Here is a 15,861-nt window from a genome sequence, read left to right as displayed (position 1 = left end):
TGTTGATCTTCGGCGCGCTGAACTGGGCGGTCCAGTGGTTCAGCCCGCAGGGCGGCAAGTCGCTTGATGCGCTGACTGCACAGGCCCTGTTGCTCTTCATTGGAGAGACATGATGTCCTCATCTATCTTTGAATCCGGTCTGCTGACCCGGCAGGTGATGCTGGGGACGGGCGACGGCTCGGGCACTGGCTGCTGCACGGCGCATGAACTGGCCCGACTCAGTGCGCAGGTGGTGCTGCCCGACGCGCAGCCGCCCCAGCGCCGCGCGGAGCGGAAGTCCGGCGGCCTTCCAGAGAGCCGGGCTGCCGCGTATCTTTCAGGGTGCAGCGGATTCAGCGGCAGCATCATGAGTCCGCTTCAATCGCGCTGCGAAAAAAGCTGCGGTTTTTGCATCGGGTGGAACGCGCCGGCGCCAGGGGACATTTTCCCTCGTGGGACCTGCAAGTGGCGCGCGATGGTGCGCAAACCATGCGCGATGCCTGCCCCGGCCTCATCATCAACCAGAGCGCCGGCGTGGTCGGCCAGGCGTATCAGGGGCCGCTCGACTGCTCGCGCGCAACGCAGCCCAAGATGGCGGCCTGTAACGCCGACTCGCTCAAACAACTGGAAGGTGCACGCGAATGCCGGCTGGGCCTGGCCACCCAGGGTGTTCGACAACCCGTCGGCCAAGGTGAAGGACTTCATCGACGCGATGCTTGAAACCGGTATGCTGCCAGCGTTAAAGTGTTTTGACGTCAGCATCGTTCGCTGGGTCAAAATGTATAGGCTGACCGGCATGTACCACCGGCTGCCGAAAGACAAACTCGTGATGGGCGTTGCCTTGGGCGTACCGGCCGAGGCCGACCTGCTGCTCGTCCTGCTCAGGCTCAAGTTGCGGGGCGCGTTCTGGCAGACCGCCGCGATTGGCCGCACCGAAATCGGGTCTGCGCATCGGTGCACGGCCGAGCGGGTCAACCCCCTTCGAAGCGGGCTGGAAGACACGTTTTACCTGTCTGGCGGCAGCAAGGTGGCGTCGAACGTGCCGCTGATCGGGCAACTGGTGCGGTATGCGCGCCAAGCCGGCCACGAAGTGATTTTGCCACAGGAGTTTCAGCCAATTTTGGGCCTGGCTGTTCTGCCGGCTGACTGAATCCGTAGTTGAAAAACAAGAGGAAAAAAAGGTATGACGGTGCAATTTAATGCAGTGCTGGACCAGCACATTCTGCGGCTGAGCTTTGGCACGGCGGGCAGGCGCAATGTGATGAGCGATGCATGGTTCGCCGCGCTGGAAGACCATTTGCGCCAGGCCCAAGGCAACCCTGTCGTGCGCGTGGTGCTGCTGTCGGGGCAGGGCGACGCTTTTTGCGCTGGCGCCGATCTTAAAGGGCTGGCGACGGAACTTTTCCCCGAGGGCTACGCACGATCGGCGCTTGCGCGGCTGCTGGAGCGGCTGGCAGACTTTGATAAACCGCTGGTCGCCGCGGTTCACGGGGCGGCCATTGGCGGCGGCAGTACCCTGCTGCTGCATTGTGACTTTGTTTTTGCCGCCGAGGGCACCTTGTTCCAGCTGCCGTTTGCGCGGCTGGGACTGGTGCCCGAGTTTGGCGCCAGCTACCTGCTACCGCTGCATGCGGGTGTGCGCCTGGCCCGCGAGCTGGTGCTGCTGGCCGCCCCGTTCGACGCCCACACGGCGAAGCGTGCCGGCATCGTCTCGGAAGTGGTGATGCCGCAGGCTCTGATGGCGCATGCACAGACGACGGCGGTGGCACTTGCCGCGCTACCGCCCGGCCCCTTGCGCGCGGCCAAGCGGCTGCTGCAGGCAGGTCATCGCGCAGCGCTCGCAGCCGCGTTTGCAGCCGAGGGAAAAGCGCTGGACGCCGCGGTGGCATCGCCCGAACTACATGAAGCAGTGGACGCCTTCCTGAGCAAACGGACGCCAGATTTTTCACGCTTCTCCTGATTGCCCCCGGCGCTCTTCAAGGGCGTACGTGGGTCACAACCGACAGCGTCTTCCCACCTTTTCCTACAAATCAAATTCAGGAAAATACACAAAAATAAATGCCTAAACACTCAAGGGTATTTCCGCTATGAACTACGTTACCACCGCTGATAAAACGAAGCTGTATGTCAAGGATTGGGGCAGCGGCCGCCCGGTTATTTTGCTTCACGGCTGGCCCCTTTCGTCCGACAGCTGGGACGATCAAGCCATGGCGATCGCCGAAGCCGGCTACCGCGCCATCGCCTACGACAGGCGTGGTTTTGGCCGTTCTTCCCAGCCCTGGAGCGGTTACGACTACGACACCCTTGCTGACGACCTGGCGGCTGTGATCGAACAGACCGGAGCGCAGGATGCGGTGCTGGCAGGCTTTTCGATGGGCGGTGGTGAAGTCGCCCGCTACATGTCCCGTCATCAGGGGAAATCAGTTTCGAAGGCAGTCCTGGTCTCTTCGGTGGTGCCATTCATGCTGAAGACGGCCGACAACCCCGACGGTACCGAGCAGGCGGTGTTCGACGAAATGGGACAAGACATGAAGCAAGACCGGGCAAAGTTTTTTGCCAGTTTTTTCAAGAACTTTTATGGCGTCGGCATGCTTTCCAGCCCGGTCAGTGAGGAGCTGATGGAGGCGTCACGTAATATTGCGATGCAGGCCAGCCTGAAAGCGACGCTGGCCTGTGCAAAGTCATTTGCCACGACCGACTTTCGGGGCGATCTGCCGGCGTTCAAGGTTCCCACGCTCATCATTCATGGCAACAGTGATGTCATCGTACCGATCGACGCCGCAGGCCGCGCTGCGGCCAAAGGAATCGCGGGCTCCACCCTGATTGAATACGACGGCGCGCCGCATGGTCTGTTTGCCACTGAAAAGAACAGGCTCACCAGCGACTTGCTGGAATTTATAGCCAGCTGACAGAAGGCCGCGAGCAGAGAAATTCCGGCCGATTCAGAATGTGCCGGGCAGCAAGATACCTTTGTCCACGGTATTGATGTCGGTATGGCCGCAAAACGCCATGGTGATGTCGAGTTCGTTGCGGATGATTTCGAGCGCCCTTGTGACGCCAGCTTCGCCCATGGCGCCCAGGCCATATAAAAAGGCACGGCCGATATAGGTGCCTTTCGCTCCCAGTGCGCGTGCCTTTAAAACGTCTTGGCCGCTACGGATGCCACCGTCCATGTGAACTTCAATCTGCTGCCCAACGCTGTCGACGATGGCGCTCAAGGATTCAATGCTGCTTTGAGCGCCATCGAGTTGTCGCCCGCCGTGGTTGCTGACGATCAGCGCGTCAGCGCCCGACTCGACGGCGAGCCTGGCGTCTTCCACATCCTGAATGCCCTTGACGATAATCTTGCCGCCCCAGCGTTGTTTGATCCATTCCACATCGCCCCAGTTGAGCGCCGGGTCAAACTGCTTGGCGGTCCACTCGCTCAAGCTACCCATGTTTTCAACACCCTTGACATGACCAACGATGTTGCCGAAGTGTCGGCGCTTTGTGCCCAGCATGCCAAGCGCCCATCGCGGCTTGCTGGCGATGTTGATAAGGTTGGCGATGGTCAGCCGGGGCGGCGCCGACAGGCCGTTTTTCAGATCCTTATGGCGCTGACCGAGGATTTGGAGATCCAGCGTGATGACCAGCGCCGAGCATTTTGCTGCCTTGGCGCGGTCAATCAGGCGGGCGATGAAGTCGCGGTCTTTCATCATGTAGAGCTGAAACCAGAAAGGGTGGCCTCCGGTGGCTTGGGCCACATCCTCGATCGAGCAGATGCTCATGGTTGAGAGCGTGAAAGGAATGCCGAATTTTTTCGCCGCCAGCGCACCCAGGATTTCGCCGTCGGCGTGCTGCATACCGGTCAGGCCGGTTGGCGCAATTGCCACCGGCATGGTGACCTTTTGTCCGATCATGGTGGTGGCCAGGCTGCGGTTTTCCATATTCACCGCCACGCGCTGGCGCAGCTTGATGGTCTGGAAGTCGGCCTCATTGGCGCGGTAAGTGCTCTCGGTCCAGGAGCCTGAGTCGGCGTAGTCGTAAAACATGCGTGGAACGCGTTGTTGCGCTAGAACGCGCAGGTCTTCAATGTTGGTGATGACGGGCATGGGTCTTGTCTCCTGACACATTATCCTAGCGAGTTTTGACTGCAGCAGATTTAAAAAATTTTGGATGCCCCGGAAATTTTCTCATTCGGCGGGAATCCTTCTTTTCTCGATGATCTCGCTTGATTGCGTCTTATCCTTGGGGTGTGTCCGCGCTGGTCAGCAGTTCGCGGCTTCACGACTTTCCTGCACCAACGTAAGGCCCACCGTGGTCGGCTGCGACCCCCGGCGAACCCTCGAGTGCACGAAATCCGGGCATGTCTTTCAGGGTGGTGATGAGCTTCAGCATCCGCTAGCGCGAACGGCGGGAATCGTCGAAGTTGATGCCGCCCGGTTCGAGTTGCCTGCCCGTGCTTGAAGTGTGGAAATCCTGCGGGCAATGCGTTCGAAAGCCCTGTTTTTCCCGGGCCAAGCAGAGGAGATGCTGCTGATGGCCAGCTGGCGCCCCCGCGACGAGAACTTTTTCGAGCGTGTCCGCGTGGTGATCGGCCGTAGCGAGAGTTGGCGAGGGCCAACCGCAAGGCCACAGCGGCCCGGTTGGTGCGGAGGGACCCGCTTGCGTCTGCGCAGTCGCCCGAGCACGCCAAGGCGCGGCAAGCGGAACTCCCCGCAAGGTCAGCCAGCACCGGCGCTGCAGTGGCTGAGCGACCGCGAGTCTATTCCATGCGAGGAGGAATGAAGCCGCGGGTTTAGCGCAGGAGGGCGCGGCGACCCTCGAGCCAGATCTCGTCAGCCACCTTGCCGCTGACATCCTGCAATTGCACCGCACGCCAGCCCGGCCAAGGTTTAGCTTCTCTCTTGCAGCTTTCAGCTTTCAGCCGATATTGACTGGAACAAAAATTTTGCTGTCACCTCTTTGAATCAAAAGCGCGACTGACTTGTCGGACTTGGCGACAACAGTGCGCACCTGCTCGATGCTCTTGACGGGAACGCCGTTAATCGAGAGCAGAACGTCACCCGCCTGCACGCCCGCCATGGCTGCCGGTCCACTCGCCTGCTGGACCAGTAAACCATCATCCACGCCGGCTTCCTGCTTCTCATCGGGTTGCAGCGGGCGCAGCGCCAGACCCAGCTTGCCCTGACCCGGAGCCTCTTTTGTGGCAGCTGCCTGTGCTGATTTCTGATCGGCGTTGGTGAGCGTTGCGGTCAGCTCTTTTGAGGATCCCTGGCGCCATACCGACAGTTTGATGGTGTCGCCCGGCGAGGCCAGCCCAATCACAGCGGGCAAGTCGCCCGACGACACGATAGCCTGGGCGTTGACCTGACGAATGACGTCGCCCGACTGCAGACCCGCCTTATCGGCCGGGCTGCCTTTTTCAACCATCGATACAAGCGCACCTTCTGGTTTGTCAAGCTTGAAGGAGTCAGCAAAGGCCTGGTTGACCTCCTGAACGGCCACACCCAGGCGGGCATGCTCAACCTTGCCAGTGGCCACAATCTGGTTCTTGATACGATTTGCCACGTCAATCGGAATGGCAAACGATACACCCTGGTAGCCTCCGCTACGGGTGTAGATCTGCGAGTTGATGCCGACCACCTCGCCGCGCGTATTGAACAGGGGGCCACCCGAGTTGCCCGGGTTGATGGCAACGTCGGTCTGGATGAAAGGCACGGCACTGTCATCGGGCAAGGACCGGCCCTTGGCGCTGACGACGCCAGCGGTCACGGTGTTCTCGAAGCCGAAAGGCGAGCCGATGGCGAGCACCCATTCGCCCACTTTCAGCTCGCTGGTTTTACCCAGCGTGGCGACCGGCAGATTTTTGGCCTCGATCTTGAGAACTGCCACGTCCGTTTTGGTGTCGGCGCCTAGAACCTTGGCGCGAAATTCCCTGCGGTCGGTTAGTTTGACGGTCACTTCTTTCGCATCGCGGACGACATGGGCGTTGGTCAGGATGACACCGTCAGCGCTGACGATAAAGCCAGAGCCCTGTCCGCGGGTGGGCATTTCCTGCTGATTGCGCCCGCTCTGACCTTGGCCATGACCTTGCTGGAAGCGACGAAAAAACTCAAGCATCGGGTCGCTTGGCTGGCTGGAGGATGCATCGCCCTCATCCCCACCTTGCGCCTGCGGCGAGTCGCTAGATACCCGGGTGGTACCGGTCACGCTGATGTTGACCACAGCCGGGCCGTGGCGCTCGGTGATCTGCGAGAAGTCGGGCAATGCCATGGACGGCGCGGCGTTGCCGCTGGCAACGATGGCCGGCGTCGGCGCCGCAATGGCGGATGGGTGCGCGGCGTTAAATGCGCCTACTCCGGCGCCCCCGATCAGGCCAGCGGCCAGCAGGGCGGCCACCAGCCGGGTATTGTTCAAAGCGGCAGATTTCATGCAAAGCTTCCTTCAGTTGAGGCACACCCTGGTACCGATAAACTCAACTGTATGGAACCAGCCTTAGGTGAAACTTAAAGTGGCGGTGCAAGAGGAAAGCGCACATTGACTTTCAGACCGCCCAGGCGTTCGGACCGGTCCAGAGCCAGCGTCACGCCATGCCGGTCGGCGATGACTTTGACGATCGCCAAGCCCAACCCGCTACCTGCCTCAAGCGCGACATCGCTGGCGCGAAAGAAACGGTCGAATACGCGCGACCGGTCATCGGCTGCGATGCCGGGTCCGCTGTCTTCCACCGCCAGTATCGCCTGCCCTTCGTCGAGCTGAAGGGAGACATCGACCTGGCCGCCACTGGGCGTGTACTTGACGGCGTTGTCCAGCAGGTTGCGCAGCAGGATGCGCAAGGCCTCGACCTGGCCATTGACCGAAACATTCGCCAGCATGGGCTGGTTTTCTGCCAAGCCCAGATCAATGCGCTTGTGCCGGGCCTGCGGCAGAACGTCGGCCACCGCCAGCTTCACCACGGTCTGCAAATCGACACGCTCGGCGCCGGGGCCAGTTTGCCAGGTGCCGGCTTCCTCACGCGCCAGCAGCAGCAACTGCTCGACCAGCCGGATGGCCCGGTCTATGCCTTGATTCAGGCGCGTGATGCCAGCTTCGCGGGCGGCCGGTTCCCTATCGGCGCGGCGCAGTGCCTGGGCCTGGAGCTTCAGCGCAGTCAAGGGCGAGCGGAGTTCATGAGCGGCGTCGGCGACGAAATTTTTTTGCGCATCGAAGGCGCCGCGCACCCGGCCGAACAGCAGGTTGAGTTCATCAACCAGCGGGCGGACTTCGTCGGGCAGGCCACTTTCCGCCAGGGGAGAAAAATCATCAGCCGCGCGGTTGGCGACTTGGCGACGTGCCCGGTCAATGGGCGCCAGCGAGCGCTCGATGATCCACCAGACCGCCAGCATCAGCAGCGGAGTGAGCAGCGCAAAAGGCAGAACGGCGCGCAGCGCCAAGCCCCTGGCGCGCGCGGTGCGGGCGCTCAGGTTTTGCGCAATTTGCACAGTCTGCGAAGGCGTTTGCAGCGTGTATACCCGGTAGCGGTTGCCGTGCGCCTCTACGTCGGAAAAACCCAGCACTGCGCGCGGCGGCAGGGCCGAGCGGTTGGAGCGAAAAATTTGCCTGCCGTCTTGGCCCCAAATCTGTACATACAAATCAAAACCGGTCCCATCGTCGCCTTCCGCCTGCGCAATTCCCAGCGGAACGCCACCGCGCAATGAGTGGGCCATCTGCTGCAGATGGTCGTCGAACATCGCGTCGGCCTGCTGCAGGGCGCCGCGATAAGCCGTCATGGCCTGCAACACGGCGGCCAGCAGAATGGCGACCAGCACAAACCAGAGCAGGCGCCCCCTCAAGGAATGGGAAACCGTGGCCTTCATTCCCTGGGCACCACATAACCCAGTCCGCGAACGGTCTGTATCAGATCGGGCCCCAGTTTTTTCCGTACGTTGTGGATATAAACTTCCACCGCATTACTGCTGATGTCGTCTTTCCAGCTGTAGAGTTTTTCTTCAAGCTGGGCGCGTGACAAGACCGCGCCGGGGCGGGCGAGCAGCGGTTCGAGTACCGCCCATTCGCGTGCCGACAAAGACACCGGTCGCCTGTCAACCGTTGCTTCGCGGGTGGCCGGATTGAGGCTCACGCCTCTATGTTCAAACACTGGCTCGCCACGACCTGCGCTGCGGCGCAGCAGGGCGCGCACGCGGGCCAGCAGTTCATCCGTATCATAAGGTTTGAGCACGTAATCGTCGGCACCCGCGTCGAGTCCGGCAATACGGTCACCCACCTCGTCGCGCGCCGTCGCGACCAGCACCGGAACGGCACTGCGCCGTGCACGCAGCGCGCGCAGCACTTCGAGGCCGTCACGCTTTGGCAGGCCGAGGTCGAGCAAGACCAGGTCGTAATGCTGGTTGCGCAGCGCCTCGTCCGCCATGCTGCCATCCCTGACCCAGTCGACGGCATAGTGCTGCTCGCGCAGTACCTGCAGCAGTGTTTCGCCAATCATGGCATCGTCTTCAACCAGCAGTAAGCGCATTGTGGTTTCCTTCAAGCCAGTTTCGGCTTCGAAGCTTAGGCGAGGCTTAATTTCATTTCTACTTCAATACGATCTGCAGCAACGCTCTTGATCTCGCATCGAACCAGAAACAAAAAACAGGGGCGCTTGTTGCTCCGGCCCTTTACGCCAGCCGAGCCCGGTGCCGTGCGATCTGCGCCCGTACCTGGCTTGGCGCCGTACCACCCAGGATGTTGCGCGCGTTAAGCGAGCCGCGCAAACTGAGCACCTGGTAAACGTCTTTTTCGATTTTCGGGTTGTACTGCTGCAGCACGTCCAGCGGCAACTCCGACAGGTCGATCTGCTGGCCGGTGGCGGCCTTGACCACATGGGCCACGGTTTCATGGGCGTCGCGGAAAGGCAGGCCTTTTTTCACAAGGTAGTCGGCCAGATCGGTGGCGGTGGCATGGCCTCTGAGGGCTGCGCGCTCCATCGCCTCGGGCCTGACAGTGATGCCGCCGACCATTTCGGCAAAGATGCGCAGCGTGTCTTTCAAGGTATCAACGGTGTCAAATAGCGGCTCCTTGTCTTCCTGGTTGTCCTTGTTGTAGGCCAGCGGCTGGCCTTTCATCAAGGTGATCAGGCCCATCAGGTGGCCGACGACGCGGCCGGTCTTGCCGCGCGCCAGTTCAGGCACGTCGGGGTTTTTCTTCTGCGGCATGATGGATGAGCCGGTGGTGAAGCGGTCGGCAATGTTAATGAAGCCGAAGTTCTGGCTCATCCATAGAATCAGCTCTTCGCTGAAGCGGCTGATATGCACCATCGCCAGCGAAGCGGCGGCCGTGAATTCAATCGCAAAGTCACGGTCGCTGACGGCGTCAAGACGGTTCTGGCAGACCTGCGGCTGGCCTTGCGAATCGACCATGCCCAGAGTGACGGCGACCCGTTCGCGGTCCAGCGGGTAACTGGTGCCGGCCAGCGCGGCCGCGCCTAGTGGCAGGCGGTTGACACGCTTGCGCGCGTCAGCCATGCGTTCGGCGTCGCGCGCAAACATTTCGACATAAGCCAGCATGTGGTGGCCAAAGCTAACGGGTTGCGCTACCTGCAAGTGGGTGAAACCGGGCATGATCATGTCGACGTTTTTCTCCGCCATATCGACCAGCGCTTTTTGCAGGTCGGTGAGCAGCGCGCTGATCAGGTCCATTTCGCCGCGCAGCCACAGGCGCACATCGGTGGCCACCTGATCGTTTCTGGAGCGGCCGGTGTGCAGGCGCTTGCCAGGGTCGCCAACCAGCTGGGTCAAGCGTGCTTCAATGTTGAGGTGCACGTCTTCAAGGTCCAGCTTCCATTCAAATTCGCCGGATTCTATTTCAGCCGTGATTTGCGCCATGCCGTCCTTGATGGCGACATGGTCGGCGCGCGCGATGATATGTTGCGCGGCCAGCATGTCGGCATGGGCCAGCGAGCCAGCAATGTCGGCCTGCCACAAGCGTTTGTCAAAAAATACGCTGGAAGTGTAGCGTTTGACCAGATCGCTCATTGGTTCGGAGAACAGGGCAGACCAGGCTTGGGATTTTTTGTCGAATTGATTCACGTCGGGCTTTCGTTGTTCGGGGGCAATCAGGGCCGGTGTTGAGTGATCCATTTGCTCCGGGGTGGGCAAGTGTGCGCTACCGGTGCGGCTGAAATAGTGTTTTAACCGATGGCGTGAAAGCCACGCGCAGTGCAATACTCTCATTTGCGATTTTATCTGCGCTCTTAAATGCTTTTTGGGTTGTCAAGCCAGACCGGACTTCAGAGTTAAAAACACCAGCCGAATCAATGCCTCCACGCACCGCACCGCCAAACTTTGAAGACTCCACGCTGCGCGGTGGCTTGACCCCGGCAGACGAGTTTGAAGCACCGCCGCCATTGCCCGCCAGCATGTTTGACGCTTGCCACGTTGGCGTGGTGTTGCGCGTGGTGCTGTTTGTGGAGGCTGTAGTCGGCGTGGGCGCAATGTTTGGAACGACCGAGCCGCTCGACTGGCTGCTGCGATTTTCGCTGCTGACCGGGGGTGTCCTGCCGGGCACGCTGGCCTGGCTGATTGCGGTTTGCGCGCTCAAGGGCAGGCTGAACCAGCTGGAAGTTTTTAGCCAGTGGCTGGCCGGCACGGTACTTGGAGCGGGGGCTGGGGCCTATGCCTGTGGTCTGCTGGCCTTGATGGGGCTGCAGCAACCGGCGCATTGGGGTGCAAGCGCGGCTGCGGGCGCGCTGCTTTCTGCGATGGTACTGGCGGGGCTCTTCTGGCGCACCAAGGCGCGTACGCCGGCAGCGACGGCTGCGCGGCTGGCCGAATTGCAGTCGCGCATCCGGCCACACTTTTTGTTCAATACGCTTAACAGTGCCATTGCACTGGTGCGTGCTGAACCCGCCAAGGCGGAGACGGTGCTGGAAGACTTGAGCGAACTGTTCCGGCATGCGCTAGCGGACCCGGCCGAGTCGGTCACGTTGGGGCAGGAGATCGCGCTGGCCCAGCGTTACCTGGAAATCGAGAAAATCCGTTTTGGCGACCGGCTTCGGGTGCAGTGGAGCCTGGACGCCAGTGCCTCCGAGGCCAGGCTGCCGCCCCTGCTGTTGCAGCCGCTGGTCGAAAACGCCGTCAGGCACGGAGTGGAACCGAGCGCCAGCGGTGCGGAGCTCAGGATTTCCACCCTGCGGCGCGGCAGCACGGTTGTGGTCAAGGTAACCAACTCATGTCCAGCGGGTGCGGGGGAGCGGGGCCACGGACTGGCTTTGGCCAATGTTCGCGAGCGCCTGTTCCTGCTGCATGATGTGCAGTCGCAATTCAGGACGGTGCTCAAGGACGGCCTGTTTCAGGTTAGGCTGGAGGTTCCCGCATGAAACAGTTGAAGATACTGGTCGTTGACGATGAAGCCCTGGCCAGATCGCGCCTGCGCACGCTGCTTGCTGATTGCACCTCGCCGCCTGCGGTGGCGGCGGCCGAAGCGGCCGATGCGGTGCAAGCCATGAGCGCTCTGCAGCATGACACCTTTGATGCCGTACTGCTGGATATCCGCATGCCGGGGACCGACGGTATCGCGCTGGCGCGAAACATCGCCGCCTTGCCGAGGCCGCCGTCCGTGGTGTTCGTCACGGCGCATTCCGAGCATGCGGTGCAGGCGTTCGACCTTGAAGCAATTGACTATCTGACCAAACCGGTGCGACTTGAGCGACTGCAGCAGGCGCTACAAAAAGTGGAGCGGCTCGGGCAGGGTGTGCAATCGCCTCAGCCGGGAATTGTTGAAGAAACACTGATCATTCAGGACCGGGGCCGGACTGAACGGGTGCCACTGGCCGAGGTGCTTTATCTCAAGGCCGAGCTCAAATACATCACCGTGCGCACGGCTCGACGCAGCTACATCCTGGACGGTTCGTTGAGCGAGCTGGAGGAGCGCCATGCGGCTCATTTCGTGCGCATTCACCGCAATGCGCTGATCGCGCGGCGCGCCGTGCGCGCGCTTGAGAAACATTTTGATCCCGAGGAAGGTGAAGGATGGGCGGTACGGCTTAACGGCATTGATGAAGTGCTCGCAGTTTCGCGGCGCCAGCTTGGGGCGGTGCGCGAAGCCATTGTTGGTTGATCGAATGAACATGGCAGCCGTTTTTGTGCTCATCAGGCATGCCAGCCGATCACTGCTGGTGAAAGAGTCCTACGCGGTTTGGCCTGTACTTCGCGTTCAATAAATTGCGTAAGAAATTGAATGGAAATATTGATGACTGAAGAAAGTACCATCACGCCGCCTGCAGGCCCGGAATTGACGCTCTTGCCGGAGCCCAAGGCCGACCCCGAACGGATGCTGCTTCACATGCCGGTGGATATACGCAACGTATCGCTGGTGGTGCTGGCGGTATTTGCGAGCCTGTTTGTGTTGCACTGGGCCAAGGCTGTTTTTATTCCTGTCATGCTTAGCGTGCTTTTCAGCTATGCCCTGTCGCCGCTCGTCAATTGGTCGGAACTCAGGCGCGTGCCGCGCTGGCTAAGCTCCGCAATTCTGCTGCTGGCCATCATGGGCGGCATTGGCACGACCGGCTATTCGCTCAGCGGGCAGGCCGGGCAGCTGGTGGAATCGCTGCCGGCGGCCGCGCAGAAGTTCAGGAAAGCCATGAAAATGCGCAATAGCGGTTCGGACAGCGCGCTTGACACCATGCAAAAGGCGGCAGCGCAAATTGAGCAGGCCGCGCGTGAAAGTGCCGCACCACCAGTCTCAAGCAGCGGCGCGATGCGAGTTGTGGTGGAGACATCGCGGTTTGACCTTAAAGCCTATTTATGGTCGGGCACGATCGGCCTGATGGCCCTTCTCGGGCAGATAGCGGTGGTCATTTTCCTCACCTATTTCCTCATGTTGTCGGGTGATACTTTCAGGCGCAAACTGGTGAAGCTGGCGGGCCCCAGCCTCAGCAAGAAAAAAATTACGCTTCAGGCCTTGCACGAGATCACCGGTCAAATTCAGCGCTATCTTCAGGTGCAACTGCTGACAAGCGTGATGGTGGGGGTAATGACCGGGCTGGCTCTGCTGGCCTTGGGACTGGACAATGCGGCGGTCTGGGGAATTGTCGCCGGCGTGCTCAATCTGGTGCCCTACATTGGCTCGCTGATCACCGCCGCGGCGTCGGCCCTGGTGGGTTTCCTGCAGTTTGGCTCGGTTGACATGGCGATGGCGGTTGGCGGCAGTTCGCTGCTTATCCATACGGTTGTCGGCAACCTGCTGACGCCGTGGCTGACCAGCCGCGCCAGCCGGCTCAGTCCTGTGGCGGTGTTTGTGGGATTGCTCGCCTGGGGCTGGTTGTGGGGGGTGTGGGGCCTGTTGTTGGGCATACCCATTTTGATGATGGTCAAGTCGATTTGCGACCGGGTTGATGACCTGAAACCGATTGGCGAGTTTCTCGGGTCATGACGGGACGCTGCCAAGGCCTCGAATCTGGCGTACTCGATTTTCAAGCGGGTAAAACAATGGCTGGATGTCAATATTGATCGGTTGTTGACACCTAATGATTTCGCAGCCATAGCCAAGCATCTAGTTGCCACGGTAACTGTTCGCGATGGTTACGTTAGCCGGTGGCCAGGAGCCAGGTGACCCACTGGCCGTGTTCGGACTCCCAGCAGGTTTTGACGGTGTTGACGAAAGTGCTCACTGCATTGACGTACAAAACTGCATGAATGACGCGTGGTTGCCGGCGCTGATATCGTTGTTTAAGTAATTGCGCCCCGAGATTTCGGGATCGACTGTCACATTGAGGCTGCCGCCGTATGGAGAAGTTTTGGGTGACGCGCTTCCCAGTCAATGTAAACCGAGCGTAGGTAGCTCAAGGCAGGAATTATTATTTTGCGGTTTATCCCGGCCGCTAACCGTGATCTGCTTGACGATGAGCGAAGGAGGACTGCGCGCGTCGATTTGCACGGAGGATCTGCGCTCGCTTCAAGCTCAGGTGTACTGCTTAGGGGGATTTTTGCGTGGGCGGTGTTGTCGCTCCGGTCATCACGAAATCCGACGGGTGTTGCCGCCTGGCTTCGTCACGCACCAGTAATAAGGCAGGCTCCGGCAGGGTGTCGAGTTCCACCCACTCACCCCAGCCAAGAATCTGATCGGCTTTCACAGGAGCGCTGGAATGGCCGGCTTTTTGCCAATGCACCGTGATGTCGCGACCCTGAAGTTTTAGACGGATTTCTACGGCGGGCCAGTGCGAGGGAAGACGGGGCGAAAGGGACAGGCGACCGGGTCGCACGGCCAGACCCAACAATGTTTCCACTGCCGCACGATACATCCAGGCCGCCGAGCCGGTGTACCAGCTCCAGCCACCGCGGCCCACGTAGGGAGAGGCGCTGTAGACGTCTCCGGCCATGACATAAGGCTCGAGCTCGTAGGCCGGACCTCGCTCGGCGTGCTCGCTGCGGTGCGCCGGGCTCAGTTCCTTGAAGCTGCGCCACGCGCCTTCCGCATCCCCGCTCAGTGCCTGAGCCATCATGGCCCAAACCCCGGCGTGCGTGTATGGTCCGCCGTCCTCGCGCACGCCAGGTGGGTAGGCCTGGATATAGCCGGGGTTGTTGGCCGAATGCTGGAACGGCGGATCCAACAGCCGCAAAAGGCCGGCTTTTTCGTCGATCAGCTGGTTGTTGAGCGCCAGCATGGCCGAGCTCGTGAAGGCCGGCGTCGAAGCGCCAGACAGTACCGACCAGGCCTGGGCAATCAGGTCGATGCGGCATTCCTCATTGGTGTCCGAACCCAGTGGCGCTCCGTTGTCGAAGAAGGCACGGCGAAACCAGGCGCCGTCCCAGCCGGCATCGTGCAGTGCAGCGATCCAGCCGTTGCGCGCCAAGGACCAGCGTTGCGCGCGCGCGGCGTCGCCCCGCTGGGTGGCCATGGGCAGGAAACGTTCGACCACGCTGCATAAAAACCAGCCCAGCCAGACCGATTCGCCGCGCCCTTCGTGGCCGACTCGGTTCATGCCGTCATTCCAGTCTCCCGTGCCCATCAGGGGCAGGCCATGCACGCCGACGGCCAGGCTGCGCTCAATGGTTCGAGCGCAGTGCTCGTAAATACTGGCTGATTGGGTGCTGACCTGGGGTGTGTAATACGCGTCCTCGGCACCATTAGGAATCGGCGCGCCATCAATGAAGGAAACGGACACATCCAGCAGACCGGCGTCGCCGGTAACCTCAATATAGTGTGCGCAGGCATAGGGCAGCCAAAGTAGGTCATCCGAAAAATGGGTACGCACCCCTTCGCCCCCTGGGGCGTGCCACCAGTGCTGGACATCACCTTCAGGAAACTGGCGCGAAGCGTTGACGACGATTTGTTCGCGCAGACGTGCAGGGTCAGTCAGCGCCAGCGCCATTGCATCCTGCAACTGGTCCCGAAAGCCGAAGGCGCCACCAGCCTGGTAAAAGCCGGCCTTGGACCAGAGACGGCAAACAACAGTCTGGTAAAGCAGCCAATGGTTGACCAGCGCGTCAAATTTGGCGTCGGGCGTTCGCACCTGCACTTTGCCCAGCAGCGCTGACCAGCCCTGCTTCACCTCTCGCAGCGCGCCCGATGTGTTGCGTGGGAGCCAGCGCAAAGCCATCTGCTGCGCTGCCGCCGGATTTTCCGCATGTCCGAGGAAAAAGTTCAAATTGATTTTGTCGTTACCGGTCAATGTAAATTCTTGACCAATGGCGGCGCAGGGGTCGAACTCGCCGCCACTTCGCAGGCCCAGCGTGGCAGGCAACACAAGCCGACCCAGTGTGTCGAAAAATTCGCTCCGATCGCATGTCCACTGGATCGCCGTATCGACCCCCCCGATTGCCAAGGCAAGAAAAACGGTGGATTCGCCAAAGCCATCACGGCTTTCATTTTGCCGGGCATACACGGCGGCCAGCTGCGGGTCTTTCCAGGTCTGGAGTGTCCGCC

General features: G+C 60.8%; 13 protein-coding genes and 1 pseudogene. 8 read left to right on the top strand and 6 right to left on the bottom strand.

Translation table 11 applies throughout. The annotated features are described in order from the left end of the window. The 5 genes and pseudogenes from HHJ19_RS00345 to HHJ19_RS00320 all read left to right on the top strand — a co-directional run. Positions 1–113: pseudogene (locus tag HHJ19_RS00345) on the top strand (TetR/AcrR family transcriptional regulator); the annotation flags it as partial. A gap of 283 nt (positions 114–396) precedes the next feature. Then, entirely contained in the window at positions 397–699 is a 303-nt protein-coding gene (locus tag HHJ19_RS00335) for a hypothetical protein (protein ID WP_296903068.1), read from the top strand. After that, entirely contained in the window at positions 647–1,129 is a 483-nt protein-coding gene (locus HHJ19_RS00330) for a 3-keto-5-aminohexanoate cleavage protein (protein ID WP_296903065.1), read from the top strand. The genes HHJ19_RS00335 and HHJ19_RS00330 overlap by 53 nt, the downstream gene beginning before the upstream one ends. Positions 1,130–1,162: 33 nt before the next feature. Continuing rightward, a complete protein-coding gene (locus tag HHJ19_RS00325) occupies positions 1,163–1,939 on the top strand; it encodes an enoyl-CoA hydratase-related protein (protein WP_296903061.1) in 777 nt (258 codons plus the stop codon). A gap of 127 nt (positions 1,940–2,066) precedes the next feature. Next, positions 2,067–2,888, top strand: a complete 822-nt coding sequence (locus HHJ19_RS00320; RefSeq protein ID WP_296903059.1) for an alpha/beta hydrolase — start codon at positions 2,067–2,069, stop codon at positions 2,886–2,888. Between the two features lie 33 nt (positions 2,889–2,921). On the opposite strand, the gene HHJ19_RS00315 is transcribed toward HHJ19_RS00320, so the two are convergent. The 5 genes from HHJ19_RS00315 to argH form a co-directional block, all read right to left on the bottom strand. Continuing rightward, the gene (locus tag HHJ19_RS00315) at positions 2,922–4,070 is read right to left on the bottom strand and encodes an alpha-hydroxy acid oxidase (protein WP_296903057.1); all 1,149 of its coding nucleotides are present in this window, start codon (positions 4,068–4,070) and stop codon (positions 2,922–2,924) included. Positions 4,071–4,881: 811 nt separating this feature from the next. Beyond that, a complete protein-coding gene (locus HHJ19_RS00310; protein ID WP_296903056.1) occupies positions 4,882–6,393 on the bottom strand; it encodes a DegQ family serine endoprotease in 1,512 nt (503 codons plus the stop codon). Between the two features lie 74 nt (positions 6,394–6,467). Further along, on the bottom strand, positions 6,468–7,817 hold the full coding sequence (locus tag HHJ19_RS00305) for an ATP-binding protein (protein ID WP_296903055.1): 1,350 nt from the start codon (positions 7,815–7,817) through the stop codon (positions 6,468–6,470). Then, positions 7,814–8,473 carry a response regulator transcription factor gene (locus tag HHJ19_RS00300; protein ID WP_296903054.1) on the bottom strand — a complete coding sequence of 220 codons (660 nt, stop codon included), beginning with the start codon at positions 8,471–8,473 and terminating at the stop codon, positions 7,814–7,816. Before HHJ19_RS00300 ends, HHJ19_RS00305 begins: the two co-directional genes overlap by 4 nt. Positions 8,474–8,615: 142 nt before the next feature. Beyond that, positions 8,616–10,025, bottom strand: a complete 1,410-nt coding sequence (gene argH / locus HHJ19_RS00295; RefSeq protein WP_296903064.1) for an argininosuccinate lyase — start codon at positions 10,023–10,025, stop codon at positions 8,616–8,618. A 329-nt stretch (positions 10,026–10,354) separates the two neighbouring features. Between argH and HHJ19_RS00290 the strand changes: the two genes are divergently transcribed. From HHJ19_RS00290 to HHJ19_RS00280, 3 genes are all read left to right on the top strand, one after another. Further along, the gene (locus HHJ19_RS00290) at positions 10,355–11,314 is read left to right on the top strand and encodes a histidine kinase (RefSeq protein ID WP_296903063.1); all 960 of its coding nucleotides are present in this window, start codon (positions 10,355–10,357) and stop codon (positions 11,312–11,314) included. Further along, a complete protein-coding gene (locus HHJ19_RS00285; protein ID WP_296903052.1) occupies positions 11,311–12,054 on the top strand; it encodes a LytTR family DNA-binding domain-containing protein in 744 nt (247 codons plus the stop codon). Before HHJ19_RS00290 ends, HHJ19_RS00285 begins: the two co-directional genes overlap by 4 nt. A gap of 132 nt (positions 12,055–12,186) precedes the next feature. Continuing rightward, positions 12,187–13,368: an AI-2E family transporter gene (locus HHJ19_RS00280; protein ID WP_296903050.1), complete on the top strand. Its 1,182-nt coding sequence runs from the start codon at positions 12,187–12,189 to the stop codon at positions 13,366–13,368. Positions 13,369–13,909: 541 nt separating this feature from the next. Here the strand turns inward: HHJ19_RS00280 and HHJ19_RS00275 are convergent. Next, positions 13,910–15,861, bottom strand: a 1,952-nt coding sequence (locus tag HHJ19_RS00275; RefSeq protein ID WP_366929367.1) for a glycosyl hydrolase family 65 protein, incomplete at its 5' end; no start/stop codon positions are given.

This window comes from Polaromonas sp., from assembly GCF_012927415.1.
Lineage (GTDB): Bacteria > Pseudomonadota > Gammaproteobacteria > Burkholderiales > Burkholderiaceae_C > Polaromonas.
This window is presented reverse-complemented; position numbering and strand designations above follow the sequence as displayed.